Origin of the sequence: Nonomuraea muscovyensis (assembly GCF_014207745.1) — a bacterium.
Taxonomy (GTDB): domain Bacteria; phylum Actinomycetota; class Actinomycetes; order Streptosporangiales; family Streptosporangiaceae; genus Nonomuraea; species Nonomuraea muscovyensis.
Map to the genome: position 1 here is coordinate 316,234 of NZ_JACHJB010000004.1, position 26,697 is coordinate 342,930.

Below are 26,697 nucleotides of genomic sequence, written 5' to 3' on the forward strand. Positions count from 1 at the left end.
GTCACTCGTACTTGCGGTTGAATTCGACGCGGGAGACCGACACGATCGCGTCGCCGGCCAGGACGATCTCGGTGGGGGCGGGCCGGCCGAGGAACATGACGAGGCTGGCGGTCATGCCATAGGCGCCGGCGTTCGGGATGGTGACCACGTCGCCCGGCCGCAGCTCGGGGAGGCGCACGTTCCTGCCGAGGATGTCGCCCGGGGTGCACAGCGGCCCCACCAGCGTGGCCGTCTCATCCGTCTCCCCCGGGTCCCCGCCCGTGCTCTCGTCCGTGCCCCCGTCCGTGGTGAGGCCGACGCTGATGGGCAGCAGCCTGCCCAGCCCGGACATGCCGCCGAGCACGTTGATCCCGGCGTCGAGGATGACGAACTTCCTGCCCCGGCTCTCCTTGACGTTGACGACCGTGCACACCAGCTCGCCGCAGTCGCCGACCAGGTGACGGCCGGACTCGACGGCCACGTGGGGGGCGCCGCCGCGCCAGCCCGGGACGTGCTCGTCGAGCATGTCCTCCAGCGCCGCGCCCAGCCCGCCGTAGACGGGCCTGTCGCCGGGCGTGAGGTACGGCGCGGCGAACCCGCCGCCGAGGTCCAGCAGCTCGATGGGCATCCCCGTCTCGCGCCGCAGCCGGGCGGCCGTGGAGACGGTGTGGCGGAACTCGGCGATCAGGCTCTGCTCGTCCTTGGCGTTGCTCAGCGAGAACAGGTGGACACCGGCCAGGCGGGTGCCCGGCACGGCGGCCAGCTCCGGCATGAGATCGGCCAGCGTCTCGCTGTCGATGCCGAACTGGGAGGGGGCGCCGGTCATCCTGATGCTCGTGGTGGCGCCGGCCTCGACGCTGTTGACGCGCAGCAGGCAGTCGGCGACCACGCCGCGCGCGGTGGCGGCGGCGCCGACGTTCCGCAGGTCCGTCAGCGACTCCACGGAGTAGACGCGGACCCCGGCGTCCAGGGCGGCGGCCAGCTCGCCGCCGGTCTTGCCGGGGCCGGTGTAGAGGATCTCCGGCCCGGTGAACCCGGCCGCGAGGGCCGCGTCGAGCTCGCCGGTCGAGCTGATCTCGGCGCGCGCCCCCCTCTCCCGCAGGGCACGGCCGATCTCCGGATGGGGATTGGCCTTGAGGGAGAAGAACACGGTGACGCCGTCGGGCAGCGCCGCCTTCAGATCGTCGTGGGCGGCGGCGACCCGGTCCAGGTCGTAGACGTAGAGCGGGCTGCCGAAACGGGCGGCCAGGCGGGCACGGGTCATCCGAGTGTTTCCTTCAGCAGCAGAGCCAGCCGCTTGCGCTCGTTCTTGCCGTTGAGCGTGAGGGGGAAGGCGGGCAGGACGTGGCAGACGGCGGGGGTCTTGGCGGGTTCGAGGCGCTCGCGGATGCCCCGCAGCACCTCGTGGGGTTCGAGGTCGCCCTCGACGAAGATCACCAGATCGTGGCCCTCGCCCGGAGGCAGCGCGGCAGCGGCGCGCACGCCCGGCACGTCCATCGCGGCCGCCTCGATCTCGACGGTGCTCATCCTGGTGCCGCGGCGCTTGAACATGTCGTCGCGGCGGCCTTCGAAGTACAGGTAGCCGTCGTCGTCCAGCCGGCCGTAGTCGCCGGTGTGCAGGCGGGGCTCGCCCGTCTCGGGGTCGGGACGATAGACGCGTTCGGTCAGGTCGGGGGCGCGCCAGTAGCCGGCCATGACGTTCGGCCCGGCCACGACGATCTCGCCGGTCGTGCCGGGAGGCACCGGCCGGCCCTCGTCGTCGAGGATGAGCACCCGGGTGCCGGGCAGTGCCCGGCCGACCGCGCCGGGCCGCTCGTGCTCCAGCTCGGGCTCCATGATCGTGACGCGCTTGCACTCGGTGATGCCGTACATGCGGACCACGACGGCGCCCGGGAAGTGCGTGCGCAGGCCGCCGATGGTGGACTCGGGCAGCGCCGCGCCGGTGTTGGTGAACATGCGGACGCCGCCGGGGACGCCGGTGCCGCGCCCGGCCAGCGTGACCAGCATGCCGCCCAGCGAGGGCACGAGGGGCACCACGGTCGCGCCGCACTCCCCGATCAGCCGGAGCAGCACCGGGTCGGGCTCGTCGCCGGCCAGCACCAGCTCCGAGCCGCCGAGCGTGGCCAGCATGATCTGGTAGAGGCCGTAGTCGAACGACAGCGGCAGCCGGCAGAACACCACGTCGTCGGCCCGGTAGCCGAGCACCGCGTTGATCGACGAGGCGGCGAAGGACACCCGGGCGTGCGGGCAGACCACGGCCTTGGGAGCCGCGGTGCTGCCGGAGGTGTAGATGAGCAGGGCGAGATCGTCGGACACCACCTTGACCGGGTCCGACCGGGCGCCCATCCCGGCCAGGATCTCGATGTCCGGCCAGAGGTCGTCCAGGCCGAGCACGGGCACGGCCGTCTCGACGGGCAGGTCCCCGGCGTCGGTGAGCACCAGCTTCGGCTCGGCGTCCGCCAGCACCGACCGCAGGTGGAAGGGCTTCATGGCGGGGTTGAGCGGCACCGCCACGGCGCCGATGCGCCAGATGCCGTTGAGGAGGGGGACGATCTCGCGCCGGTTGCGCGCGCGCACGATCACCCGGTCGCCGTGTCCCACCCCTTCCGCCGCCAGCCTGCCGGCCACGGCGTGACTGAGATCGACCACCTGCTGGTACGTCCAGGAGCCCCGGGCATCGCGTACCGCCCGGCCCAGCGGGTGACGGGCGGCTGTCTCGTCCAGCAGGTCGTGGACGAGGCCCGAGCGGAGGGACGGCGTCGCGGCCATAATCGCTCTCCCGTCTGGGAAGGAGTTTCCAATCCAAGAAAGAAAGTAGCTTCGCGGCCCCCCGCCGACACACCCCTAAGCGCCCCCTAAGCGTTATTGACCGCCCCTTAGCATGGCCTCGGCCAGGCCCCTGAGATAGACCCTGTCGGTTTTCCTGTTGCCGTTCATCGGCAGTTCGCCGAAATGCCGGTAGTGCCGCGGCACGAGCCCCTCGGGCAGCGAATCACGCAATCCCCTGGCGAATTGGGCGGGGCTCAGTTGAATTCCGGTGTAGAAGACGACCAGCTCGGTCGTATCGCCGTTCTCGGCCCCCACGGTGACGGCGTCCTCGACGCCGGGCAGCTCGCGGACGGCGTGGTCGATCTCGGCGGTCTCCACCCGCCAGCCGCGCACCTGCACCTGGGAGTCGGTCCGGCCGAGGTAGACCAGCTCGCCGTTGGCGGCCCGCCGCACCCGGTCGCCGGTGTTGTACCAGGTCCGCCCCTCACGCTCGACGAACCTGCCGCCGGCCGCCGCCGGGTCGAGGTAACCGGCGGTGAGCTGCGGCCCGGTGATCCAGAGCTCGCCCTCGCGCTCCACCGGCCGGCCGGCGCCGTCCAGGAGCAGGTGGTCGTGGCCGTCGTTGACGGCGCCGATGGGGGCCAGGCCGTTCACCCCCAGCGCGGGCGAGCCGGGGCCCCAGCGGTGCGCGGTGACGGTGATGGTCAGCTCGGTGGGGCCGTAGAGGTTCTCCAGCGTGGACGCGGGCGCCGCGGCCTGCCAGTCGGCGGCGTCCGCGCACTTCAGCGCCTCGCCGGCGAACAGGCTCCAGCGCAGTCCCGGCATCGCGCCGGGGGTCAGCCCGCCCGCCCGGCGCGCCACTCCGATCGCGCTCGGCGTGGCGAACCAGACGGTCACCCCGTGGGCGTCGAGGAAGCCGGGCAGGTCGCGGTAGGCGTGCGGCGGCACGGTCTGCACCCGGGCTCCCGCGTTCCAGGCGCAGAACAGGTCGAACATGGCGCAGTCGAAGGTCAGGTCGAACGTCTGGGAGAAGACGTCGGAGGCGCCGAAGCCGAAGCGCCGCGCCGCCCAGGAGAAGTAGGCGGCGGTGTTGCCGTGCGTGATCGGCACGCCCTTGGGGGTGCCGGTCGAGCCCGAGGTGAACAGCACGTAGGCGACGTCCGCCGGCCGTACGGGCAGGGGGGCGGGCAGCGGCGGACCGGCGGTCGCGACGGGCAGGCCCAGCTCGGCGGCCTGCCGTGCGCCGTCGTCGTCGGCGACGAGCACCGACACCCCGGCGGCTGCCGCCATCCGGCGGGTGCGGGTCACGGGGAAGCCGGGGTTCAGCGGCACGACCGTCAGCCCCGCGTACAGCCCGGCCAGGATGCCCGTGTAGGCGGTCCGCCCCCGGGCCGCGAGCACGCCGACGGCCCGGTGCCCCCGCCCGGCCAGCCCGCCGGCCAGCCGCAGCGCCGCCTCGTCCGTCTCCGCGTACGTCGCGCTGTCACCGTCCGCCGTGAAAGCGAGCCCGCCCGGGGCCGCCGCAAGCCCGTTCCTGAATAATGAATAAAGAGGCTCGAAGGTTTTCGTCATAGACATTTCCTGGCTCCGGATATACGCTTCAAAAAAAGTCTTCTGAATGACGGAGGGAGAATCAATGGACGTCATATGGGACGACAGATTCGAAGAACTCGTACGCCGGTCTCTTCCTTTTCTGCCGCCTAGTGAGGAGCTCCGGGCGGACACCGACCTGACCGACGCCGGCCTCGACTCGCTCGGAATCGTCGAGTTGCTGACGTCCTTGGAGCAGGCCTACGGTGTGCGGTTCGCCGAGGACGCGCTGACCAGGGAGACGTTCGGCACGCCCGCCACGCTGTGGCGCGCCCTGTCGGGATGAGGGGTCGCCGGGACGAGCGGAGACGGAGCCGTCACGGCTCCGTCATCGCCCGGCGAGCGTGAGTCTGGGGTTGACGGCGACCACGGTGAAGTTCCTCGTGGTGATGGGCACCCTGCCGAAGAGGCTGTCCTGGCCCGACACGCACACCCGGGTGACGCCGCGCCCCAGCATCGCCTCCACCACCCGTGGCCAGGAGGGCGCCCGGACGAAGCTGTCGAGCAGCATCGAGCGCACCTGCTCCCCCGTGGTGAGAGCCGAGCCGTCGTGGTCGTCCAGCACAGGCAGCCTGGGGTCGGCGAACCTCAGCCCGGCGAGGACCTTCTCCTCCACCGTGCGGCGCAGCGGTGCGAAGGCCGCCGCGTGCATGGGCGGCCGCATCGTGTACAGCGACAGCCCGCCGGCCGCGCGCACCCTGCCGTCCAGCCACTCCAGCTCCGCGCCGGGCAGCGACAGCATGACGAAGTCGTGGTCGATCCGGCACGACAACTCGTGCCAGACGCCACGCCGGTCCAGCTCGTCCAGGATCTCCGTCAGCCGGGGCTCTGCGACGCGCACGAAGGAGTGGGTGACGATGCCGGGGTGCGCGACCGCGAAGTACTCCTCGGTGCGCCGGGCGATCTCGGCGGTCATGCGTACCGCCGTCTCGAAGTCGACCGCCCCCGAGTACGCGGCGGCGGCCTTCCCGCCGAAGCTCGGCCCCGCGCACAGGTCGGCCCGCACGCCGAGTTCGCGCTCCGCCCAGGCGGCCAGCGCCAGGCAGTTCACCAGGAAGGCGACCTGGGCGGCCTCGCTGTAGTCGTCCTCGGAGGCGGTGAACCGCTCGGCGAGCGGATAGCCGAGCGCGTCGGCGGCCCGGGCGAACAGCTCGCGCGCCACGGGGTCGTCGCGCATGAACGCGGCCGCCTCGCCGTACCTGGTGGGCCCCATGCCGGGGAAGACGATCGCCGTGCTCATACGCGTTCCTCCAGGTAGTCCAGCAGAACCCGGCGGAACCGGTCGGGCTCCTCCAGGTGGGGGGTGTGGCTGGAGTTCTCGAAGATCTCCCACCGCACGTCGGGGATGCGGTCGAAGTAGGGCTGGACGGTCGCCGGCGTCGCCTCGTCGTGCCGGCCCGACAGCAGCAGGGTGGGGACGGCGATGTCGGCCACCCGGTCCTCGACCCCCCAGTCGCGCAGCGTCCCGATCACGTGGAACTCGCTGGGACCGTTCATCGTGTAGTAGACGGTCGGGTTGTTGTAGATCTCCAGGAACGTGGCGGCGAACTCCCGAGGCCACGGGTCGAGGCGGCAGACGTGCCGGGAATAGAAGACCATCATCGCGTCGAAGTACTCGCGCGAGTCGGTGGTGCCGGCCGCCTCGTGCTTGAGCAGCACCTCGTCGATCTCCGGCGGCAGCCGGTCGCGCAGCACCCGCATCTCGCCGAGCCACAGCGGGTAGGAGGCGGGCGCGTTGGCGATGACGAGCCCGCGCAGGCCGGCCGGCCTGGCCGAGGCGTGCAGGGCCGCCAGCATGCCGCCCCACGACTGGCCGAAGAGCACATAGCCGTCACGCAGGCCGAGCGCGTCGAGCAGGTTGTCCAGCTCGTCGAGGAACAGCCGGGGAGTCCAGAAGCCGGCCGGCGCGTGCGGCAGGTGGGTGGAGCCGCCGTTGCCGAGCTGGTCGTAGTGGATCACCGGCCAGCCCTCGTCGGCCAGGTCGGCCAGGCCGACGAGGTAGTCGTGGGTGCTGCCGGGGCCGCCGTGCAGCACGACCAGGGCCGGCCGGGCGCCGGTCAGCTCACCGGTGCGCCGGTACCACGTCCGGTGCTCGCCGAACGGCACGTGGCCCTTGGCGTCGGGGGTGCGGGGCACGGCCGGGCTCACCACCCCTGCCGGACGGTGGCGGCGATGTGCGCCCGCTGCTCGTCGGTGACCCACCAGCCGACCGGGACGCACACCACGCGCGGCGCGACCCGGTCGAGGCCGGGCAGGTCGGCGGCGTACTCCCGTACGCAGGAGTGCAGGTCGTTGCGCTCGTGGACGTTGCTGACCATGATCCCGGCCTCGTCCATGCGCTTCATGAAGCCGGCCCGGTCGTCCACCTTGAGCGGATAGACCCAGAACGAGTGCTCCCGGTCGCCGGCGCGCTCGGTGAGCTCCAGCCCGGGTACGCCCGCCAGCTCGGCGTCGTAGTAGGCGGCGTTGGCGCGCTGCCGCTCCAGGGCCCGCTGCGCCGTGTCCAGGTTGGCCAGGCCGATCGCGGCGTTGATGTCGTTCATGTGGAACTTGTAGCCCCACTCCGCGACGTCGGGCGGGTTGCGCAGCCGGTCGGCCGTCCGCTCGATGCCGAACCAGCGCAGCAGGGTGGCCCGCCGGTACAGCTCGTCGGTCGGCAGTGCGAGCGCGCCGCCGTCCCCGGCGGTCAGATGCTTGATGGCCTGGAAGCTGAAGACGGAGACGTTGCCGTGCGACCCGATGGGGGCGCCGCGGAAGGTGGCCCCCCAGGCGTGGGCGCAGTCCTCGATCACCTGCGGCCTGAAGCCGTGCAGCGCCTCGGCCCGGTCGAGGACGGCGTCGAGCCTGGCCAGGTCCACCGGATAGCCGGCGAAGTGGACCACCACGATGGCCCGCGTCCGCGGCGTGATCTTGCGGGCGAGGTCGTCCAGGTCCACGTTGAGCGTGGCGGGGTCGATGTCCACCCACTTGATGCGCAGGCCGTTGGCGAGGATGGCCCAGTTGGTGGCCTCCATCGTCAGCGGGGTGGTCAGCACCTCGGCGTCGCCGCCGGGACGGTGTCCAGACGCGAGCCGCAGGGCGAGGTGGAGCCCGGAGGTGCCGCTGTTGACCGTGGCCACGCGGGGGTTGCCGATCCGTTCGGCCAGCGCACGCTCGAACGCCTCGACCTTCGCCCCCTGGCCGATGCTGCCGCTGCCCAGCACCTCGGCGGCGGCGGCGGGGGCCTCGGCCGACATGGCGACCTTGAACAGCGGGATCACCGGCGCTCACCGCCCATCGCGAGCCCGTCGAGCCGGGCGTACAGTTCCTGGCACTCGGCGTAGGTGGGCAGCAGGCCACGCTCGGCCGCCTCGCGCAGGGTGGGCGCGGCCCGGTCCTTGTCCGACATCAGCGGCTCGGTGTCGCGGGGCCAGGGCAGGTTCAGCTCGGGGTCGAGAGCGTTGATCTCCACCTCCCGGTCCGGCGCCCAGGTGCTGGAGCACAGGTAGACGACGGTGGCCTCGTCGGTGAGCGGCGCGAAGCCGTGCGCGAGGCCCTCGGCGAGGTAGAGGGCGTGCCGGTTGTCCGCGCCGAGTTCCACCGCGACGTGCTCGCCGTACGTCGGGGAGCCGAGCCGCACGTCGACCACGATGTCGAGGATCGCGCCCTGCGGGCAGGTGACGTAGCGGGCCTGGCCGGGCAGGGCGACGGCGTGCAGGCCGCGGATCGTGCCCCGCCTGGACAGGGAGCAGTTGACCTGCGCCACGGTCAGCTCGTGACCCACCTCCCGCTGGAAGGCCGGCTGGCTGAACATCTCGAGGAAGTGTCCTCTGTCGTCAGGGAAGATGCGCGGGGTCACCAGGAAGGCGCCCGCCACGTCCAAGCGGTTCAACTGCATTGCTGAGCCTTTCGGGGAACCTGGCTGACATTTCATGATCGACCTCGGCCGGAGCGCCGAACAACCCCCTACCGACCCTTAAAGCAAGGTCCCGCCCCTAAATGCAGATAATGGCATTGACCGGACCACCCGGCGGCCGGTAGATCCGGATGATGAGCAGAATCGTCTGGGTGGTAATGCTGCTTGCGAGTGCACTGCGTGGGATTCCCGAACCGCAATACCCGGTGCCCGGGCTGCGTGCGCCCGTGGAAATCATCGTGGACCGGTGGGGCGTTCCGCACATTTACGCGCAGAACGAGCCCGACCTTTTCCTGGCACAGGGTTTCAACGCCGCCAGGGACCGGCTGTTCCAGCTCGACCTGTGGCGGCGGCGCGGTCTCGGCATGCTGTCGGAGGTGTTCGGCCCCGCCTACGTCGAGCGCGACCGGGCCGCCCGCCTGCTGCTCTACCGGGGCGACATGGAACGCGAGTGGGCGAGCTACGGCCCCGCCGCCCGGCAGGCCGCGACCAGCTTCACCGCGGGCCTCAACGCCTACGTCGCCTGGCTGGAGCGCCACCCCGAGGCGCTGCCGCCCGAGTTCGCCCGCCTCGGCTACGCCCCCTCCCGCTGGCGGCCGGAGGACGTGGTGCGCGTCCGCAGCCACGGCCTGGCGATGAACGTGACCAGCGAGGTCCTGCGCGCCCAGGTCGTCTGCAAGGCGGGCATCCAGGCCGACCGGCTGCTGTGGCGGCTCGAACCCGCCCATCGGACCCGGGTGCCGCTCGGGCTCGACCCGTGCGCGATCCCCGCCGACGTGCTGCGCGTGTACCAGCTCGGCACCCAGGGCGTCCGGCTGGAGGGCTCCACGCTGGTGAGCGAGCCGCGGCCGCCCGGCGAGGGCAGCAACGCGTGGGCGGTGTCACCGCGGCGCACCGCGACGGGCCGGCCGGTGCTGGCCGCCGACCCGCACCGGTCGCTGACCGCGCCGTCGCTGCGTTACGTGGCGCACCTGTCGGCGCCCGGCCTGGACGTCATCGGCGCGGGCGAGCCGATGCAGCCGGGCGTCTCCCTGGGGCACAACGGCACGGCCGCGTTCGGCTTGACGATCTTCGGGATGGACCAGGAGGACCTGTACGTCTACCGGACCAAGGGCGACTCCTACCTCTACAAGGGCGCCTGGGAGCCGTTCCGGAAGGTCACCGAGCGGGTGCCGGTGCCCGGCGGCGGCCAGGACGTGGAGCTGGCCTTCACCAGGCACGGCCCGGTCATCGCCACCGACGAGGCGCGCGGCCTGGCCTACGCGCTGCGCACCGCCTGGCTCGAACCCGGCACCGCGCCGTACTTCGGCTCGCTGCGCTACCTGAAGGCGCGGAACTTCGGGGAGTTCGCCGAGGTCATGCGCTCCTGGGGCGGGCCGCCGGAGAACCAGGTGTACGCCGACGCGAACGGCCACGTGGGCTGGGTGCCCGGCGGCCTGGCGCCCCGGCGCACGGGGTACGACGGCCTGCTCCCCGTGCCGGGGGACGGCCGCTACGAGTGGGCCGGCTTCCGTGACGGCCAGGACCTGCCCCGCCTGCTCGACCCGCCCGAGGGCTTCGTCGCCTCGGCCAACGAGTACAACCTCCCGCCGGGCCAGCGCGTCGGCTACGAATGGGACCAGCCGTACCGCAGGCAGCGGATCGCCGAGGTGCTGGCGGCGGACCGGCGGGCTACCGTGGCCGGCTCGGCCCGGCTGCAGAACGACGTGCTGTCCACGCCCGCCCGCTCGCTCGTCGCCCTGATCAGGGACCTGACCCCGTCCGAGCCGGCGGCGGCGCGGGCGCTCGGCGTGCTCAGGGACTTCGACGGGGTGTGCGCGGTGGACTCGGGCCCCGCCGCGCTCTTCGAGGTGTGGCTCAGCAGGCACCTGGGGCCGGGGTTCCTGCGCGCGATGGGGCTGCCGCCGGAGGCGACCCGCTTCGACATGCGGATCCTCCTGGACGAACTGCGCCGCGGCGGCCACGAGGACCTGCTGACGCGCACCCTGGCCGCGGCCTACGACGACGTGGCCGCGCGGCTGGGCGCCGATCCCGCCGCCTGGCGGTGGGGCGACCTGCAGCGCACCGTGTTCGCCTCCCCCACCGGGGCGGATGTCGGGCCGTTCGCGCGGGGCGGCTCGTCGTACACCGTGAACGCCTCCGTCTATCACCCCGGTGACTTCCGGCAACTTCTCGGCGCCTCTTTCAGAATGGTGCTCGACGTGGGCGCCTGGGACAAATCCATCGCCATCAACGCGCCCGGTCAGTCCGGTGACGAGAGAAGCCCGCATTATCGCGACCTGGCCGCCTCCTGGCAGCGGGGCGAATATTTCCCGCTGCTTTACGGCAAGGCCGCGGTGGAGGCCGCCGCAGCCCAGCGGATAGCGCTGTCCCCGGCCTCGGGATAGGGGTGCGTAAGGGGTTGGTCCGGCTGCTTCCGCACAGTTAGCGTGCGTTTGTATTACCTCCGCTGCGACGAACGGATGACGGCGTTGACGGTCATTGCAGAAAATTCCCGGCTGGATGGCCGCGCACCCGCCGTCCGCCTCGCCCGGTTGTTCGACCGCGGCTCCGTGACCCTGATGGCCGAGAGCGACGCCTGCGGCGTCGCCACGGCGCGGGGCAGGGTGGGCGACCGGGACGTGATCGCCTTCTGCACCGATCCCGCCGTCATGGGCGGCGCCCTGGGCTGGCCGGGGTGCGAGAGGATCGTCACGGCCATCGACACGGCCGTCCGGGAGGACGTCCCGGTGATCGGGCTGTGGCACTCCGGCGGCGCGCGGCTGGCCGACGGGGTGGAGTCGATGGACGGCGTGGGCCGGGTGTTCGCCGCGATCACGCGGGCCTCCGGCCGGGTGCCGCAGATCTCCGTCATCCTCGGCCCGGCCGCCGGAGCCGCCGCGTACGGTCCCGCGCTCACCGACGTGGTGGTGATGACGCAGGCCGGGCGGATGTTCGTGACCGGTCCCGACGTGGTCCGCAAGGTCACCGGCGAGGACATCGACATGGAGGCGCTGGGCGGCCCCGCCACGCACGGCGACAAGTCCGGCGTCGCCCACGTGGTGACCCAGACCGAGGACGCGGCCTACGCCGCGGCCCGCCTGCTCGCCGGCCTGCTCGGCGGCCCGTCGCGGTTCGACCCGCGCACGGCGGGCGAGTGCGACGGGCTGCGCGCACTGCTGCCCGACAGCCCGCGCCGCGCCTACGACGTGCGGCCGCTGGTCCGGGGCGTCCTCGACGCCGGCCACCCGTTCGTGGAACTGCAGCCGCGGTGGGCGCCCAACATGGTGATCGGGCTCGGCCGGCTCACCGGTGGCGCGGTCGGGGTGGTGGCCAACAACCCGCTGCGCAAGGGCGGCTGTCTCGACTCGCTGAGCGCCGAGAAGGCATCCCGCTTCGTCAGGATGTGCGACGCGCTCGGCGTACCCCTGATCGTCCTGGTCGACGTGCCCGGATACCTGCCCGGTGTCAGGCAGGAGTGGGAGGGCGTGATCAGGCGCGGCGCGAAGCTGCTGCACGCCTTCGCCGAGGCCGTGGTGCCTCGGGTGACGCTCGTGACGCGCAAGGCGTACGGCGGCGCCTACATCGCCATGAACTCACGCTCGCTCGGCGCCACCCGCGTCCTCGCCTGGCCCGGCACCAGCATCGCGGTGATGAGCGCCGAGGCGGCGGCCGGTGTCCTGCACCGCAAGGAGCTCGCCCGGGCGCCGGAGGCCGAACGGGCGGCCCTCCAGCAGCGGCTGGCCGCCGACCTCGAACGTGAGGCGGGCGGTGTGGACAGGGCGCGAGCCCTGGGCGTCGTGGACGAGGTGATCGACTTCCCGGAGACCCGGCGCAAGCTCGCCGAGGCCCTGGCCACGGCCCTTCCCCGGCGGGGCCGGCACGCCAACATCCCGCTGTGATCCAAGGACGGAGCCCCATGGAGCCCCTGACCGAAGCCGTACTGGCGGGCGCCGGCCCGCAGGAACTGGCCGCCGCCCCGTTACCCGACGACTACCTCGCCGCCCACCTGCGGATCGAGGACGTCGACATGTTCGCCGGCATGGACGACAAGGACGTGCGCAAGTCGCTGCGCGTGGGCCGGGTCCCGATGCCGGAGCTGGCCCCGGACGAGGTGCTGGTGGCCGTGATGGCCAGCTCGATCAACTACAACACCGTGTGGTCGGCGATGTTCGAGCCGCTGCCCACGTTCGGCTTCCTGGAGCGGCTGGCCGCCACGGGCGGGCACGCCCGCCGCCACGCCCTGCCCTACCACGTGCTCGGCTCCGACGGGGCGGGCGTGGTGGTCAGGGCGGGAGACGGCGTGCGGCGGTGGAAGGCCGGCGATCACGTGGTGATCAGCCCTTCCTACGTGGACGACCAGGAGCCCGCCACGCACGGCGACGGCATGCTGGGCGCCGAGCAGCGGGTCTGGGGGTTCGAGACGAACTTCGGCGGGCTCGCCCACTACACGGTGGCGCGGGCCAGCCAGCTCGCGCCCAAACCGGCCCACCTGACCTGGGAGGAGGCCGCGTCCCTCACGCTGTGCGCCATCACCGCGTACCGCATGCTGATCAGCCCGCAGGGAGCCAGGATCAAGCTGGGCGACCTGGTGCTCGTCTGGGGCGCGGCGGGCGGGCTCGGCGCGTTCGCCGTGCAGATGGTCAAGGCCGCCGGCGGTGTCCCCATCGGGGTGGTCAGCTCCGACCGCAAGGCTCAGGTGGTGCGCCGGCTCGGCTGCGACGTGGTCATCGACCGGAACGAGATCGGGCTCGGCGGCGCGCCGCCCGCCACGCCGGAGGAGACCATCGCCGCGGGCAAGCGGCTGGGCAAGGCCATCAGGGCCGCGACGGGCGAGGACCCGCACGTGGTCTTCGACTACGTGGGCCGCGAGACCTTCGGCCTGTCGACGTTCGTGGTGCGGCGCGGCGGCGCGGTCGTCACCTGCGGGTCGAGCACCGGCTACGTCCACGAGTACGACAACCGCTACCTGTGGATGAACCTCAAGCGGGTCATCGGCAGCCACGCGGGCAACCTGAACGAGATGTGGGAGTGCCTGCGCCTGTTCGCCAGGGGCACGCTGGTGCCGACCCTGGCCGCGCACTACCCGCTGGCGGAGGTGGCCGAGGCCACCCGCCTCGTGCAGACCAACCAGCATCTCGGCAAGGTCGGCGTGCTCTGCCTGGCTCCGGAGCCGGGGCTGGGCGTGACCGATCCGGCGCTGCGCGCCCGCGTCGGCGAAGAGCGCCTCAACCTGCTGCGCGCCTGACCAGGAGACACCAGTGCGAGCCATGGGAATACTCGCCACCGGCTCCTACCTGCCCAAGGAGGAAGTAGGCAACGAGGAGCTGGCGGCCGGCGCGGGTGTCACGCCGGAGTGGATCGTCAGGAAGACCCGCATCTCCACGCGCCGTTTCGCCGCGAGCGGCGAGACGACGGCCGATCTGGCCGTGCGCGCCGCACAGCAGGCCATGGAAGGTCTGGACCCCGGGGACCTGGGCCACGTCATCGTGTCGACGTCCACGGCCGACACGCCGCAGCCGCCTGTCTCGGCCCTGGTGCAGCACGCGATCTCCGCGCCCGGCGCGGCCTGTTTCGACGTCAACGCCGTCTGCAGCGGGTTCGTCTACGGGCTCGCCCTCGCGCGGGAGCTGGCGGCCGAGAGCGGCCGGCTCGCGCTCGTGGTGGCGGCCGACGTCTACTCGCGCATCCTCGACTTCTCCGACCGCCGGACGGCGGTGCTGTTCGGAGACGGCGCCGGGGCCGCGGTGGTGGGCCCGGCCGCCGCCGGTTTCCTGGGCTTCGAGCTGACCAGTGACGGGTCCGGGCACGGGCTGATCAGGGTGGAGGACGGCCTGTTCAGGATGGAGGGCCGCCGGGTGCGGGACTTCGTCCTGGAGAAGGTGCCGCCGGCGCTCGGCGCGCTCGTCGCCCGCACCGGCCACGACATGGGCGACGTCGACGTCTTCATCCCGCACCAGGCCAACGGCGTGCTGGTGGCCGAGCTCGCCGAGCGGGCGGGGCTCGCCGGCGCTCGCCTGCACCGCACGCTGGAGCGCTACGGGAACGTGGGCAGCGCGTCGGTGGCCGTGACCCTGGACGACGCCCACCGGAGCGGCGTGCTGAAGCAGGGGGATTTGGTGCTGCTGGCCGGGTTCGGCGGCGGCATGTCGATTGGCGCGGGCCTGCTGCGGTGGGCGGCACCGGAGGAGAAGCGATGAATCAGCCACGGAAGATCGGCGTGGTCGGCTGCGGCCTCATGGGGGCGGGCATCGCCGACGTGTGCGCCCGTGCGGGCCTCGACGTGCGGATCGCCGCCCAGTCGCCGGGCGCGGTGGGACGCGGCCTCGACAGGGTGGCCAGGTCGATGGGACAGGGCGTGCGCAAGGGCCTGCTCACGCCGGACGAGCGGGACGCCGCGATGGCGCGGGTCTCCTTCACGACGGAGCTGAAGGAGCTGGCCGACCGGGAGCTGGTGTTCGAGGCGGTGCCCGAGGACGAGGCGCTCAAGCTCCACGTGTTCGGCGAACTCGACAAGATCATTGAGGATCCGCGCGTCGTCCTGGCGTCCAACACGTCCTCCATCCCGATCATCCGGCTGGCGCGCGCCACCAGCCGGCCCGAGCGGGTGATCGGCGTGCACTTCTTCAGCCCGGTCCCCCTGCTGCCGCTGGTGGAGCTGGTCGCGTCGCTGCTGACGGGCGAGCACGCCCGCGCCACGGCGGCCTCCTTCGTCACGGACGTGCTCGGCAAGGAGGTGATCCGCTCGCAGGACAGGGCGGGATTCCTCATCAACACGCTGCTCATCCCCTATCTGCTGTCGGCGATGCGGATGGTCGAGTCGGGCTTCGCCGACGCCGAGACGGTGGACAAGGGGATGACCCTGGGCTGCGGCCACCCGGTGGGGCCCCTGCGGCTGGCCGACCTCATCGGGCTCGACACGGTGAACTCCATCGCCTCCGCGCTCTACCAGGAGCTCAAGCAGCCGCAGCTCGCGCCCCCGCCCATCCTGCTCCGCATGGTCGAGGGCGGCCTGCTGGGCAAGAAGACCGGCCGCGGTTTCCACGCCTACGTCTGAGGAGGGCACCTTGCCGTACGCGTTCGACCCCGAGCTGGTGCCGTACACGGAGCTGATCCCCACCGTGGGACTCGACGAGGTGATCAAGCGGGACGCCCCGCCCATGGACCCCGCCGTGCTCGCGGAGATCGAGAAGGTGCTGCCGTCCTACTCGGCGGTCAGGGCCGTGGCCGTCGAGGACCGGCGGCTGCCGGGCGGCGTCCGGGTCCGGGTCTACCGGCCGGAGGCGGAGGAGCCGCTGCCCGCGCTGATCTACCTGCACGGCGGCGGGTTCGTCTCGGGCGACATCGACTTCTTCCACGTACGGAGCCTGCGGTTCGCCGACCGGATCCCCGCCGTCGTGGTGACCGTCGACTACCGGCTGGCGCCCGAGCACCCGTTCCCGGCCGCGCTCGACGACGCGTACGCCACGCTGGAGTGGCTGGCCGGCGCGGCCGGGGACCTGGGCGTGGACCCGGGCCGGATCGCCGTCGGCGGCGACAGCGCGGGCGGCAACCTGTCCACCGCGCTCGCCCTCCTCACCCGTGACCGCGGTGGTCCACCGCTGCGCTTCCAGTGCCTGGACGTGCCCGTGACGGACGACCGGCTGACGACACCCTCGATGCTGGCCTTCACCGACACGCCGATGTGGAACCGCCCCATGGCCGTGCTGAGCTGGCGCTACTACCTGGGGGAGGCCGCCGGGGCGACGCCGTACGCGGCGCCGATCCGGGCGACGGACCTGACCGGGCTGCCGCCCGCGTACGTGTCGGTCTGCGAGTTCGACCCGCTGCGCGACGAGGGCATCGCCTACGCCCAGCGGCTCGTGCAGGCGGGGGTGCCGACGGAGCTGCACCTGTATCCGGGCACGTTCCACGGAGCCGCGCTGGTCGCCGACGTCGCCGTGACCCGGCGGATGAACGCCGACATGGTCGACGCGCTGCGCCGGGCGCTGCGTCCCTGACGCGTATCCCGCGGCCGCCTCACCTCGCGGACGAGGGGGAGGCGGCCGTTTCGCGCGCGTGCGCCTCGATCAGGGCGACGACCCGCTGCGCGTGCTCCGTCAGGTAGAAGTGGCCGCCGGAGAAGGTGTGCAGGCGGAAGGCGCCGGTCGTGTGGGCGCGCCACGCGGCGGCGTCCTCGACGCTCGCCCGGGGATCGTCCTCGCCCACCAGCGCGACCACGGGGCAGCTCAGCACCGGCCCCTCGGGGTGGCGGTAGGTCTCGATGGCCCGGTAGTCGGACCTGATCGCGCGCAGGGCGGCGCGCATGAGCTCCTCCTCGCGCAGCACGGCCCCGGCCGTGCCGCCCAGCCTCCGCATCTCCTCCAGGAGGTCGGCGTCCGGCAGGCGGTGTAACCCGCGGTCGCGCACGATCGACGGAGCGGGCCTCGCGGAGGCGAACAGCCCCGCCGGCGGCAGGCCGCGGGCCTCCAGCCGCCGCGCCACCTCGTACGCGACGGTCGCCCCCATGCTGTGTCCGAAAAGGATCACCGGGCGGGCCGTCCACGGCTCCAGCTCCTCGGCGATCAGATCGGCCAGTTCGGCGACGGTCTCGACGCAGGGCTCGTGGCGCCGCTCCTGCCGCCCGGGATACTGAACGGCCAGCACATCGGCCCAGGGGGCGGCCGCGCGGGCGACGGGGAGATAGAAGGTGGCCGACCCTCCGGCGTGCGGAAGGCAGACCACGACCGAGCCGGCCTCGGGCCGTTCCGCGTAGCGCCTGATCCAGTCGCCCGCGACCTTATTACCGTCCATAATTACGACGACATCCTCACCGCATTTGCACGACACTCCGTTACGGAGAATAGAATATCTCCGTAACGGCGCCGCCGACCAGGCGTGCCGGCCCCTAGTTCGGTCCTTCGGATAAGGGTTGCCAAGGGGTTACGAGAAGGCGTCCAACCCGCAGATAAATGCACGCGCGGCCGCCCGGGCTCGTGATGAAGTGATGAAATATGGGCCCTCCGTGATGAATGACAAAGGCATTGATTAATGACCGCAACTCGGTACAGAATGTTGGCGTCTAGACGGATTTGACCAGTAACGGTCGCGTGGTGTCGTGCGTAATCCGCACAGCCACTGTGCCACGCCGGGGCAAACGGGGAGCCTGATGCTACTGATCGAGCGTGCCAGTGAATTGGCCACACTGAATAGTCTGCTAGCCCGGAGCGCGCGGGGCAGCGGGCGGGTCGCGGCGATCACCGGACCGACCGCCGCCGGAAAAACCGAACTCGTTTACACCTTCAGCCAACATGCCGTCAAGGTGGGCGCCACCTGGCTCAGCGCCACGTGTTCGCCGGCTGATCGAAATTTGTCGCTGGGCGTGGCCAGCCAGTTATTCCACAGCGCCGCCATGCCCATTGAGCTGGCCATCAACGCCGCGGAGCTCATCGAGAGCATGGCGTGCAACCGGGCGTGCGCGGACGTGCCGGCCACCGACGATCCGGCCTGGCTGCACATGACGCAGCGGCTCTGGTCGGCGGTGCTCGAACTGTCCGGCAGCGGGCCGGTGCTCATCACCGTCGACGACGTGGAGTACGCCGACTCGCCCTCCTGGCACCTGATGCTCCACTTCGTCCAGCGGCTGAAGAGCAGCAACGTCTTCCTCGTGCTGACCACCGGCGAGGACACCCAGGGCATGGAGCCCGAGGTGGAGTTCGCCCTGACCCGCCACGCCCACTACCAGCGCGTCAAGATCGGCATGCTCTCGGCCGAGGGTGTGCTGCGCATGTGGGAGCTGGAGGCCGGCGAGCACGCGGCGCGCAAGCTGGGGCCGTGCAGTCACCAGGTGAGCGGCGGCAACCCCCTCCTCGTCAAGGCGCTGATCGACGACTACCTCGACACCGGAGAGCCGGCCGACGACCTGGTGGTGGGCGACGCCTTCGCCCGGGCCGTGCGGGCCGTGCTCCACCGGGGCGACCCGACGGTGCTGCAGACCGCGCGTGGCCTCGCCCTGCTGGCCGAGCCGGCGCCGCCGCACCTGCTGCCCGAGCTGCTCGGTCTGAGCCCGGCCGCGGTCAGGCAGGCGGAGGGCGTGCTGCGGACGATCGGGCTGCTGGAGTCGGACGACTTCCGCCATCCGGCCGTCCGCGCCGCCGTGCTCGACGGTCTGAGGGAGGACGAGCGGACGACGATGCACGCCAGGGCGGCGCGGCTGCTGCACGCCGAGGGGGCGGTGCCGACCGCGGTGGCCGAGCACCTGCTCGGAGCCGGGTCGCCGCCGGAGCCGTGGGCGCTGACCGAGCTGCGGATCGCCGCCGACCAGGCGCTGCTCAGCGACCAGCCCGAGTTCGCCGCCCGGTGCCTGAAGCTGGCGATCGGGCTGTGCGGCGACGACGAGCAGCGCGCGCGGCTCCTCGCCGCGCTCGCCCGGGCCGAATGGCGCTTCAATCCCGCGGTGGTGAGGCGGCACCTCGGCCCGCTGGCCGAGTCGGCCCGCGCCGGCGCGCTGTCCTTCGACGACACCGCGGCCCTGCTGCGCTACCAGGTGTGGCACGGGGCGCTCGACGCCGCGGCCGACACGCTGAACCGGCTGCCCGAGCCACGCGACGAGGAGGCGGCGCTGCGCCTGGCGGCCACGACGGAATGGCTGGCCACCACGTTCCCCACGATCCGCGTCGAGGGCGCGCGCACCGGTGGGCGCGAGCCCGCCGGGTGGGGGCTGTCCGTGGCGCAGGGCCCCAGCCTGCTCTCGTCCGTCCTGCGCGACGGGCCGGACGAGACCACGCTGGACAACGCCGAGCGGGCCCTGCAGTCGGTGACCCTCGACGACGCGAACCTCGACACGCTGGAGACGGCGCTGTTCGCGCTGGTCTACTCCGACAACACGCATCGGGCGGCGCCGTGGTGCGACCGGTTGTACGAGGAGGCGGTGCACCGTCGCTCGCCCACCTGGCGCACGCTGCTGGCCGCGATCAGGTCCGCCATCGCGATCCGGCAGGGCGACCTGACCGCCGCCGAGGAGTACGCCCGGGTCTCGCTCGCGCCCCTGCCCCCGCGCGGTCTCGGCGTGTTCGCGGGCCTGTCGCTGGCGGCCCAGATCAGGGCCGCCACCGAGATGGGCCGCTTCGCCGAGGCCGAGGAGTGCCTGCGCAGCCCCGTTCCCGAGGCGCTGCTGCAGACCAGGTTCGGGCTGCACTACCTGCAGGCGAGGGCGCACTACTATCTGGCGGCCGACCAGCCCCAGGCGGCGCTGCGCGACTTCACCACCTGCGGGAGCCTGATGCGGTCCTGGGGGCTCGACACGCCGGGGATCGTGCCCTGGCGCCAGGGCGTCGCGGCGGCCCTGCTGCGGCTGGGACAGCGCGGCAAGGCGCGCACCGTGCTCGGTCACGCCTACGCGCTGCCCGGAGAGCGCTCACCGCGGATCAGGGGCATGTCGCGCCGGTTGCTGGCCGCCGTGAGCGACGCGCCCCAGCGCCCGGCGCTGCTGCGGGAGGCCGTGGACCTGCTGCAGGCCGCCGGCGACCGGCTGGAGCTGACCTACGCCCTCGTGGATCTCACCCACGCCCTGAACGAGCTGGGCGAGTCCAACAAGGCACGGCTGGTGGGCCAGCAGGCCGACAAGATCGCCGAGGAGTGTCAGGCCGAGCCGCTGCGCCGGGCGGTCGGCCCGGTAGGAGAGCCGGCCGGGGTGTCGGAGGCCGAGTCGCTGAACCTGCTGAGCGACGCCGAGCAACGCGTGGCCTCGCTGGCGGCGCTCGGCTACACCAACCGGGAGATCTCCAAGAAGATTTACATCACGGTGAGCACGGTCGAGCAGCACCTCACCCGCATCTACCGCAAGCTGAACGTGAAGGGCAGGCGTGACCTGCCCACTCAGTTCCGCCGCCTGCAACTGCGGTGAGCCCCTTCCCATTTCCTCCCGCTGTTTCCGCTCGGAGTTTCCGCTCAGGGGCCCGCCGTCCGGTCACCGGCGTGGGTCATGTCGAGGCTCAGCCGCCTTAGCGTCAGCGCCGTCAGCACCGCGGCGAGACCCAGGATGACCGCGGCCACCAGCGCCGACACCCGCATCCCCGTGGTGAACGCCTCGCGGGCCGACTCCAGCACGGCGGCCGCCAGCGCGTCCGGCAGGTCACCGGCCACGCCGGCCGCCCCGCCGAGCGTCTCGCCCGCGACGCGCGCCACGTCGGGCGACAGGCCCTGGGGCGCCTCGAACACCGACCGGTAGACGGCCAGCCCCATGCTGCCCAGCACGGCGACGCCCAGGGCGCCGCCCAGCTCGGTGGCCGCCTCCAGGACGGCGGAGGCTGAACCGGCGCGCTCGGGCGGCGCCACCGCCACGACCAGATCGGAGGCCAGCGCCTGCACCACGCCGATGCCCGCGCCGAGCAGCGCCAGGCCCAGCACCAGGATCGCCTGATGGCTGCCCGGCCCCACCTGGGCGAGCACCACGAACCCGGCGCAGGCGACCAGCATGCCCGCCGCGATGGTCAGCCCCGGCCGGAACCACTTCACCAGCGCCGCCGCCGACAGGGCGCCGACCAGGGCCATCACCGCGGCGGGCAGCGTGAGCAGCCCGGCGACGAAGGGCCGCAGCCCGAGCACCATCTGGAGGTACTGGGAGACGAAGTAGAACACGCCCACCAGGGCGAAGATCGCCAGAGTGTCGGTCAGCAGGGAGACGCCGAAGCTCCGGTCTCGGAAGAGCCGCAGGTCGAGCATCGGGTCGGCCAGCGTGCGCTGGCGGCGCACGAACGCCAGGCCGAAGGCGAGGCCCACGACCACCGCGCCCGCCACCTCCAGCACCGCGCCGCCGCCGGCCACCTGCTTGACGCCGTAGACCACCGGCAGCACGGCGGCCAGCGAGAGGACCGCGCTCCACAGGTCGAACCTGCCGGGCTGGGGGTCGCGGTACTCCGGCAGCAGGAGCGGCCCGAGGACGAGGAGCAGCACCATGATCGGCACATTGATGAGGAACACGGCGCCCCACCACAGGCGCTCCAGCAGCCAGCCGCCCACGATCGGACCGAGCACGCTGCCTCCCGCGAAGCTCGCCGCCCAGACCGCCACGGCCAGGCGGCGCTGCGCGGCGTCATGGAACATGTTCCTGATCAGCGCCAGGGTGGGCGGCATGAGCGTGGCCGCGGCGGCTCCCTGCAAGGCCCGGGCGGCGATGAGCAGCTCGGGCGTGGGCGCGTACGCGGCGGCGGCCGAGGTGAGGCCGAACGCGGTGGCCCCCCACAGGAGAAGCTTCCTGCGGCCGATCCGGTCGCCCAGCGAGCCCATGGCGATGAGCAGCCCGGCCAGCAGGAAGGCGTAGATGTCCACGATCCACAGCAGCTGGGCCCCGCTCGGCCGCAGGTCGACGCTGAGGAAGGGCACCGCGAAGTAGAGGACCGTCACGGTGATGGAGATGAGCAGGACCGGCAGCGCCAACACGGCCAGCCCGAGCCACTCCTTCCGCCCGGCCTTCGGTGGGGCTCCGTTCACGTTGTCGCTCCTTATGTACGTCGTACATCACCGCTCGCATACAGCGTACACAAGTCCGCCGACGGATCGACGTCTCCTTCGCGATGCGATTAGAAAACCCAGGGTAGACCGAATGATCGACAGAGGTACAGAGTGAGTTCGAGTCAGCGTTTCATCACACGGACAACTTCGATTACGTCACATGACCGCTGTGTTAGAATTCAGGATCGGAGGATCCATGCTGACCTGCGCACAATGTGGTAAGACCATGGACGCCCCGCCCAGAGGGCGGCGGCCTCGCTACTGTTCGCGTTCCTGCCAGGCCCGCGCCTACCGGGCACGGGCGGCCGCCAGGAACGACTCCCGGCACACCCACGCCGCCGCCGAACCCGCGCAGGACGGCCCGCCACCGCCCCAGCCCGAGGGCATCAACGTGCAGCGGCTGGTCCGCACCGCCATCGAGATCGCCGACGGCGAGGGCCTCGACGCGGTCTCCATGCGCCGGATCGCCACCCAGCTCGGCGTGGCCACGATGTCGCTGTACCGCTACGTCTCCGGCAAGGACGCGCTGATCGAGCTCATGGTCGACGCCGTGCACGGTGAGCACGACGACGCCATGCCGGCCGACGCCGGATGGCGGACCAGGCTCGAGTGGGCCGCGCGCCGCGAGTGGCGGCTGTACTCCCGGCATCCCTGGGTGCTGCAGATCGTCGCCACCCCCCAGCCGCCGGTCGGCCCCAACGTGCTGGCCGACGTCGAGCGGCTCATGCGCGCGCTGGACGGCCTCGGGCTCGACCCCGTGACCATGCACTGGGTGGCGATCGCAATCGGCGCCCAGGTGCAGGGCGCCGCCCTGCTGCTGGTCAACGAGGTGGAGGCGCAACGGCGCACCGGCCGCACCACCGAGCAGTGGCGCTCCGACAAGACCCCCGCCATCCGGGAGATCCTCGACTCCGGCCAGTTCCCCATGCTCACCCGCCTGTTCGAGGAGCGCGACGACGTGGCCGACATCAACGACTGGTTCGAGTTCAGCCTCGGCCGGCTCCTCGACGGCCTGGCCGTCTTCGTGGACGGCCGGACCAGCCTGGCCGACTGCCCCGAGGTCCGTCCGGTGACATGATCGGCGCGGTCGGCGCCGGGCGTGCGGCGGGAGCGTCACCGGCGTGAGCCCGCTCAGCCCGTCCGGTGGCCGAACTCCTTGGCGACGGCGCACACGTACGTGCCGTAGCCGGACGGGGCGAGTTGCGAGCCGAGGCGGTGGCAGGCCGCCGCGTCGATGTAGCCCATGCGCAGGGCGATCTCCTCCACGCAGGCGATCCGCACGCCCTGCCGCTGCTCCAGCGTCTGGACGTACTGGCTGGCCTGCAGCATCGACTCGGGGGTCCCGGCGTCCATCCAGGCGAACCCGCGGCCCAGGTCCACCAGCCGCGCCTTGCCCCTTTCCAGGTAGACGCGGTTCACATCGGTGATCTCGAGCTCTCCGCGCGCCGACGGGCTGATGTTCTTGGCGATGTCGACGACGTTGTTGTCGTACAGGTAGAGCCCCACGATCGCGCGGTTGGAGCGCGGCTCGGCCGGCTTCTCCTCCAGCGAGATGAGCCTGCCCTCGGCGTCGGTCTCCGCGATGCCGTACCGGTGCGGGTCGCTGACCGGGTAGCCGAACAGCACGCATCCGTCGACGTCGGCGACGCTGCGCTGGAGGATGTCGTAGAACGCGTTGCCGTGGAAGACGTTGTCGCCGAGCACCATGGCGACCGGGTCGTCGCCGATGTGGCCGGCGCCGATGATGAACGCCTCGGCCAGCCCGTGCGGCTCGTCCTGCCGCGCGTAGCTGATGTCGAGCCCGAGGTGCGAGCCGTCGCGCAGCAGCCGCTGCAGGTTGGGCAGATCGGCGGGCGTGGAGATGACCAGGATCTCCCTGACACCCGCCAGCATCAGCACCGACAGCGGATAGTAAATCATCGGCTTGTCATTGACGGGCAACAGTTGCTTAGATACGGCGAGCGTCACCGGATACAGGCGCGTGCCGTGCCCACCGGCCAGAACAATGCCTTTCACCGGAAAATCCTTTCGCGTGTGAGCATTACCGCAGAGCCTGGCATCGTGAATGTACGGCGACAACCCCGGTCGCCCCCTATCTTCGGCCGCCCCCCTATTTTCCCGGCCCGCCCGCACAACCGGGCTAGAATCGCCGGAAATTGCAGAACCAAGCAGCGGAAGGGGCGGCCATGCGGCTTCTCGTAACCGGAGGCGCGGGGTTCATCGGGTCACATTACGTGCGCACGGTGCTGAGCGGCGACGGGCCCGAGCACGTGACCGTGCTCGACGCGCTGACCTACGCCGGCAACCCGGCCAACCTCGACGAGGTGCGCGACGACCCGCGCTTCACCTTCGTCAAGGGCGACATCTGCGACGCCGACCTGGTGGACGACCTCGTCGCGGAGCACGACCAGGTCGTGCACTTCGCCGCCGAGTCGCACGTGGACAGGTCGATCGCGGCGGCCGGCGAATTCGTGCGCACCAATGTCACCGGCACCTTCACGCTGCTCGACGCCGCCGCGCGCCACCGGATAAGCACCTTTGTGCATATCTCGACGGACGAGGTGTACGGTTCGATCGACGAGGGATCGTGGCCGGAAACGGATCCGCTGCGCCCCAATTCGCCTTACTCCGCCACCAAGGCCGCGGCCGATCTGCTGGCACTCTCCTTTCATCGCACCCATGGCCTGGACGTGCGCGTCACCCGATGTTCCAACAACTACGGGCATCATCATTACCCCGAGAAAATCATCCCGCTTTTCATCACGAACCTGCTGGACGGACTGAAGGTCCCGCTCTACGGCACGGGCCGCAACGTCCGCGACTGGCTGCACATCGACGACCACGTCCAGGGGATCGAGCTGGTGCGGCGCGGGGGCCGGCCGGGCGAGGTGTACAACATCGGCGGCGGCGCCGAGCTCGCCAACAAGGAGCTGACGGGGCTGCTGCTGGAGGCGTGCGGCCACAGCTGGGACATGGTCACCTACACCGAGGACCGCAAGGGCCACGACGCGCGCTACTCGGTGGACCACGGCAAGATCTCCGACGAGCTGGGGTACCGCCCGCGCAAGGACTTCGCCACCGGGCTGGCCGAGACGGTCGCCTGGTACCGCGACCACCGGGACTGGTGGGAGCCTCTGGTGTCCCGCCACCGCTGACCGGGCCGGTCGGCGCCACTCGGCGCCATGTCACGGCGATGGACGCCGGCTGGTGTACTGAAGCGGGTGACCGCCGGACGGGGTGTCTCCGCGCGGCACGGCGATGGCGGCGACCAGCAGCCCCCGGCCCGCCAGCCAGCGGCCCCGGAACCCGGTGATCGGCCCGCCCTCGGGCGTGCGGCCCTCCACCAGCAGCCGGGCGGCGAACGTGCCCGCCTCCGGGTCCACCGTCACCGTCGCCTCGGAGAAGTCCAGCCACCGCCTCGTCAGCGGGAACCACGCCTTGTACACGGCCTCCTTCGCGCAGAACAGCAGCCGGTCCCACGAGATGTCCGGCCGGGCGACGGCCAGCTCGGCGATCCAGGCCCGCTCGGCGGCGTCGGACACGGCCTCCAGGACACCATCGGGTACGGCGGCGTTCGGCTCGGCGTCCACCCCGACCGTCAGCACGTCCACACTCGGGGCCACGGCGCACACCCGGTAGCCCTCGCAGTGGCTCATGCTGCCCACCACGCCGCGCGGCCACACGGGCGCGCCGCGCTCCCCCGGCAGGATCGGCACGGCCGGCTGCCCCAGCTTGGCCAGCGCCTCCCGGGCGCACACGCGCACGGTCGCGAACTCGTCGCGGCGCTTCTGCACCGCCCTGGCGATCAGCGCCTCCTCCTCGGGGAACAGCTCCGGGCCCGCCGCGTCCTCGAACGCCTCGACGGCCACCACCGCACGGGGCAGGATCTCCTCGATCATCGCGCCGCTCCCGCGGCCGGCCCGGCCTGGTCACGGACGGGCAGGATCACCCTGGGACGCGGGGGCAGGCCGGTGCCGCGCGCCCGCCACTCGCGCGGGTAGCCGACCGAGACCTCCTCGAACGGCACGCCGTCGTAGCGGGTGCTGCGGGGAATGTGCAGGTGACCGTACACGACGGCGGCGGTGCGGTACCTCAGGTGCCAGTCGGCGGTGCGCTCCGTCCCGCACCACAGCGCGAACTCGGGGTATCTCAGGATGTGCGTGGGGTCGCGCACCAGCGGATAGTGGTTGACGAACACGACCGGCTGCCCGGGGTCGAGCGCGTCGAGCCTGCGCTCGGTCTCGGCGATCCGCTCCGCGCACCAGGCGTCGATGCCCGGATGCGGGTCGGGATGCAGCAGCATCTCGTCGGTGCACACCACGCCCGCGTCGTAGGCCCGGGCCAGCGCCTCCTCCTTGGTCGCGGTGCCGGACGGCCGGAAGGTGTAGTCGTACAGCACGAACAGCGGCGCCACCGTCACCGGCCCGCCCTCGCCGCGCCAGACGGGGTAGGGATCCTCGGGCGTGATCACGCCCAGGCTCCGGCACAGGTCCACCAGATGCCGGTACCGCGCGCTGCCGCGCAACTGGACGGGGTCCTCGCGCGGGGTCCACAGCTCGTGGTTGCCCGGCGCCCACACCACGCTCGCGAACCGCTCGCTCAGCAGCCGCAGCGCCCACTCGATCTCGCTCGTCAACTCGCCGACGTCGCCCGCGACCAGCAGCCAGTCGCCCTCCACCTCGGGGTGCAGCGCCGCGACGTACTCGCGGTTCTCCGGATAGTGCACGTGCAGGTCGCTGACGGCCAGCAGCCGGGGGGCGGCACTCATGCCGTGATCATAAGCCGCCCGCCCGGCGAGCCCCAGCACCGCAGGGGCTTCGCGTCAGGAGGCCGACAACAGCGATGAAAGCGAAAACCCCAGGTAGATCCCTACCTGGGGTTTTCTGCGGTGCGCCGCCAGGGACTCGAACCCCGGACCCGCTGATTAAGAGTCAGCTGCTCTGACCAACTGAGCTAGCGGCGCCTGCAACACGTGTAACTGTAGCAGCCGCCGA

22 protein-coding genes and 1 tRNA gene are annotated in these 26,697 nt (G+C 72.0%); 10 read left to right on the forward strand and 13 right to left on the reverse strand.

From position 1 onward, the window contains the following. Position 1: 1 nt before the first annotated feature. From FHU36_RS39260 to FHU36_RS39270, 3 genes are all read right to left on the reverse strand, one after another. Positions 2 to 1,243: a type III PLP-dependent enzyme domain-containing protein gene (locus FHU36_RS39260; protein WP_185089191.1), complete on the reverse strand. Its 1,242-nt coding sequence runs from the start codon at positions 1,241 to 1,243 to the stop codon at positions 2 to 4. Then, on the reverse strand, positions 1,240 to 2,748 hold the full coding sequence (locus tag FHU36_RS39265) for an AMP-binding protein (RefSeq protein WP_185089192.1): 1,509 nt from the start codon (positions 2,746 to 2,748) through the stop codon (positions 1,240 to 1,242). Before FHU36_RS39265 ends, FHU36_RS39260 begins: the two co-directional genes overlap by 4 nt. 93 nt (positions 2,749 to 2,841) lie before the next feature. Further along, entirely contained in the window at positions 2,842 to 4,320 is a 1,479-nt protein-coding gene (locus tag FHU36_RS39270) for an AMP-binding protein (RefSeq protein ID WP_185089193.1), read from the reverse strand. Positions 4,321 to 4,384: 64 nt separating this feature from the next. On the opposite strand from FHU36_RS39270, the gene FHU36_RS39275 reads away from it, so the two are divergent. Further along, on the forward strand, positions 4,385 to 4,624 hold the full coding sequence (locus FHU36_RS39275; RefSeq protein WP_221497284.1) for an acyl carrier protein: 240 nt from the start codon (positions 4,385 to 4,387) through the stop codon (positions 4,622 to 4,624). 42 nt (positions 4,625 to 4,666) lie between these two features. Here the strand turns inward: FHU36_RS39275 and FHU36_RS39280 are convergent, their stop codons facing one another. From FHU36_RS39280 to rfbC, 4 genes are read right to left on the reverse strand one after another with little or no spacing between them, the layout of a single operon-like run. Beyond that, complete coding sequence (locus tag FHU36_RS39280) at positions 4,667 to 5,578, reverse strand: ACP S-malonyltransferase (protein ID WP_185089194.1); 912 nt, start codon at positions 5,576 to 5,578, stop codon at positions 4,667 to 4,669. Continuing rightward, on the reverse strand, positions 5,575 to 6,474 hold the full coding sequence (locus tag FHU36_RS39285) for a proline iminopeptidase-family hydrolase (RefSeq protein WP_185089195.1): 900 nt from the start codon (positions 6,472 to 6,474) through the stop codon (positions 5,575 to 5,577). Before FHU36_RS39285 ends, FHU36_RS39280 begins: the two co-directional genes overlap by 4 nt. Positions 6,475 to 6,482: 8 nt before the next feature. Next, entirely contained in the window at positions 6,483 to 7,598 is a 1,116-nt protein-coding gene (locus FHU36_RS39290) for a DegT/DnrJ/EryC1/StrS family aminotransferase (RefSeq protein WP_185089196.1), read from the reverse strand. Continuing rightward, positions 7,595 to 8,215 (reverse strand): dTDP-4-dehydrorhamnose 3,5-epimerase, encoded by a 621-nt coding sequence (gene rfbC, locus FHU36_RS39295; protein ID WP_246503229.1) that lies wholly within the window; start codon positions 8,213 to 8,215, stop codon positions 7,595 to 7,597. The genes FHU36_RS39290 and rfbC overlap by 4 nt, the downstream gene beginning before the upstream one ends. 245 nt (positions 8,216 to 8,460) lie before the next feature. Here rfbC and FHU36_RS39300 point away from each other — a divergent pair, with 245 nt between their 5' ends. The 6 genes from FHU36_RS39300 (at position 8,461) to FHU36_RS39325 (ending at position 16,212) form a co-directional block, all read left to right on the forward strand. After that, positions 8,461 to 10,620, forward strand: coding sequence for a penicillin acylase family protein (locus FHU36_RS39300; protein WP_312892149.1), 2,160 nt, complete (start codon positions 8,461 to 8,463; stop codon positions 10,618 to 10,620). Positions 10,621 to 10,695: 75 nt separating this feature from the next. Continuing rightward, complete coding sequence (locus tag FHU36_RS39305) at positions 10,696 to 12,114, forward strand: acyl-CoA carboxylase subunit beta (RefSeq protein WP_185089197.1); 1,419 nt, start codon at positions 10,696 to 10,698, stop codon at positions 12,112 to 12,114. Positions 12,115 to 12,131: 17 nt separating this feature from the next. Then, positions 12,132 to 13,460: a crotonyl-CoA carboxylase/reductase gene (gene ccrA, locus FHU36_RS39310; protein ID WP_185089198.1), complete on the forward strand. Its 1,329-nt coding sequence runs from the start codon at positions 12,132 to 12,134 to the stop codon at positions 13,458 to 13,460. Positions 13,461 to 13,482: 22 nt separating this feature from the next. Further along, positions 13,483 to 14,412: a 3-oxoacyl-ACP synthase III family protein gene (locus tag FHU36_RS39315; RefSeq protein ID WP_185089703.1), complete on the forward strand. Its 930-nt coding sequence runs from the start codon at positions 13,483 to 13,485 to the stop codon at positions 14,410 to 14,412. Beyond that, positions 14,409 to 15,269 (forward strand): 3-hydroxybutyryl-CoA dehydrogenase, encoded by an 861-nt coding sequence (locus FHU36_RS39320; RefSeq protein WP_185089199.1) that lies wholly within the window; start codon positions 14,409 to 14,411, stop codon positions 15,267 to 15,269. Before FHU36_RS39315 ends, FHU36_RS39320 begins: the two co-directional genes overlap by 4 nt. 10 nt (positions 15,270 to 15,279) lie before the next feature. Further along, on the forward strand, positions 15,280 to 16,212 hold the full coding sequence (locus FHU36_RS39325) for an alpha/beta hydrolase (protein WP_185089200.1): 933 nt from the start codon (positions 15,280 to 15,282) through the stop codon (positions 16,210 to 16,212). A 19-nt stretch (positions 16,213 to 16,231) separates the two neighbouring features. On the opposite strand, the gene FHU36_RS39330 is transcribed toward FHU36_RS39325, so the two are convergent. Then, positions 16,232 to 17,005, reverse strand: coding sequence for a thioesterase II family protein (locus tag FHU36_RS39330; protein WP_185089201.1), 774 nt, complete (start codon positions 17,003 to 17,005; stop codon positions 16,232 to 16,234). Positions 17,006 to 17,360: 355 nt separating this feature from the next. Between FHU36_RS39330 and FHU36_RS39335 the strand changes: the two genes are divergently transcribed. Then, entirely contained in the window at positions 17,361 to 20,096 is a 2,736-nt protein-coding gene (locus tag FHU36_RS39335) for a helix-turn-helix transcriptional regulator (RefSeq protein WP_246503231.1), read from the forward strand. A 44-nt stretch (positions 20,097 to 20,140) separates the two neighbouring features. Here the strand turns inward: FHU36_RS39335 and FHU36_RS39340 are convergent, their stop codons facing one another. Next, a complete protein-coding gene (locus FHU36_RS39340; protein WP_376774205.1) occupies positions 20,141 to 21,697 on the reverse strand; it encodes an MFS transporter in 1,557 nt (518 codons plus the stop codon). 232 nt (positions 21,698 to 21,929) lie between these two features. On the opposite strand from FHU36_RS39340, the gene FHU36_RS39345 reads away from it, so the two are divergent. Then, positions 21,930 to 22,781, forward strand: coding sequence for a TetR/AcrR family transcriptional regulator (locus FHU36_RS39345; protein WP_185089204.1), 852 nt, complete (start codon positions 21,930 to 21,932; stop codon positions 22,779 to 22,781). Positions 22,782 to 22,834: 53 nt separating this feature from the next. Here FHU36_RS39345 and rfbA read toward each other — a convergent pair whose 3' ends face one another. After that, positions 22,835 to 23,719: a glucose-1-phosphate thymidylyltransferase RfbA gene (gene rfbA / locus FHU36_RS39350; protein WP_185089205.1), complete on the reverse strand. Its 885-nt coding sequence runs from the start codon at positions 23,717 to 23,719 to the stop codon at positions 22,835 to 22,837. Positions 23,720 to 23,889: 170 nt separating this feature from the next. Between rfbA and rfbB the strand changes: the two genes are divergently transcribed. Further along, positions 23,890 to 24,858 carry a dTDP-glucose 4,6-dehydratase gene (gene rfbB, locus FHU36_RS39355; protein ID WP_185089206.1) on the forward strand — a complete coding sequence of 323 codons (969 nt, stop codon included), beginning with the start codon at positions 23,890 to 23,892 and terminating at the stop codon, positions 24,856 to 24,858. Positions 24,859 to 24,888: 30 nt separating this feature from the next. On the opposite strand, the gene FHU36_RS39360 is transcribed toward rfbB, so the two are convergent. The 3 genes from FHU36_RS39360 to FHU36_RS39370 form a co-directional block, all read right to left on the reverse strand. Continuing rightward, positions 24,889 to 25,602, reverse strand: a complete 714-nt coding sequence (locus FHU36_RS39360; RefSeq protein WP_185089207.1) for a 4'-phosphopantetheinyl transferase family protein — start codon at positions 25,600 to 25,602, stop codon at positions 24,889 to 24,891. Beyond that, a complete protein-coding gene (locus FHU36_RS39365) occupies positions 25,599 to 26,471 on the reverse strand; it encodes a metallophosphoesterase family protein (RefSeq protein ID WP_185089208.1) in 873 nt (290 codons plus the stop codon). The genes FHU36_RS39360 and FHU36_RS39365 overlap by 4 nt, the downstream gene beginning before the upstream one ends. A gap of 121 nt (positions 26,472 to 26,592) precedes the next feature. After that, positions 26,593 to 26,666 (reverse strand) — tRNA-Lys (locus FHU36_RS39370). Positions 26,667 to 26,697: the final 31 nt, after the last annotated feature.

Bases quoted from the DNA above. Each gene is read 5' to 3' on its own strand.
- FHU36_RS39305 (WP_185089197.1), top strand. From the start codon at position 10,696: ATGACGGCGTTGACGGTCATTGCAGAAAATTCCCGGCTGGATGGCCGC.
- FHU36_RS39330 (WP_185089201.1), bottom strand. From the start codon at position 17,005: ATGGACGGTAATAAGGTCGCGGGCGACTGGATCAGGCGCTACGCGGAA.
- rfbB (WP_185089206.1), top strand. From the start codon at position 23,890: ATGCGGCTTCTCGTAACCGGAGGCGCGGGGTTCATCGGGTCACATTAC.
- FHU36_RS39260 (WP_185089191.1), bottom strand. From the start codon at position 1,243: ATGACCCGTGCCCGCCTGGCCGCCCGTTTCGGCAGCCCGCTCTACGTC.
- FHU36_RS39270 (WP_185089193.1), bottom strand. From the start codon at position 4,320: ATGACGAAAACCTTCGAGCCTCTTTATTCATTATTCAGGAACGGGCTT.
- FHU36_RS39360 (WP_185089207.1), bottom strand. From the start codon at position 25,602: ATGATCGAGGAGATCCTGCCCCGTGCGGTGGTGGCCGTCGAGGCGTTC.
- ccrA (WP_185089198.1), top strand. From the start codon at position 12,132: ATGGAGCCCCTGACCGAAGCCGTACTGGCGGGCGCCGGCCCGCAGGAA.
- FHU36_RS39335 (WP_246503231.1), top strand. From the start codon at position 17,361: ATGCTACTGATCGAGCGTGCCAGTGAATTGGCCACACTGAATAGTCTG.
- FHU36_RS39275 (WP_221497284.1), top strand. From the start codon at position 4,385: ATGGACGTCATATGGGACGACAGATTCGAAGAACTCGTACGCCGGTCT.
- FHU36_RS39280 (WP_185089194.1), bottom strand. From the start codon at position 5,578: ATGAGCACGGCGATCGTCTTCCCCGGCATGGGGCCCACCAGGTACGGC.
- FHU36_RS39265 (WP_185089192.1), bottom strand. From the start codon at position 2,748: ATGGCCGCGACGCCGTCCCTCCGCTCGGGCCTCGTCCACGACCTGCTG.
- FHU36_RS39345 (WP_185089204.1), top strand. From the start codon at position 21,930: ATGGACGCCCCGCCCAGAGGGCGGCGGCCTCGCTACTGTTCGCGTTCC.
- FHU36_RS39320 (WP_185089199.1), top strand. From the start codon at position 14,409: ATGAATCAGCCACGGAAGATCGGCGTGGTCGGCTGCGGCCTCATGGGG.
- FHU36_RS39365 (WP_185089208.1), bottom strand. From the start codon at position 26,471: ATGAGTGCCGCCCCCCGGCTGCTGGCCGTCAGCGACCTGCACGTGCAC.
- rfbC (WP_246503229.1), bottom strand. From the start codon at position 8,215: ATGCAGTTGAACCGCTTGGACGTGGCGGGCGCCTTCCTGGTGACCCCG.
- FHU36_RS39315 (WP_185089703.1), top strand. From the start codon at position 13,483: ATGGGAATACTCGCCACCGGCTCCTACCTGCCCAAGGAGGAAGTAGGC.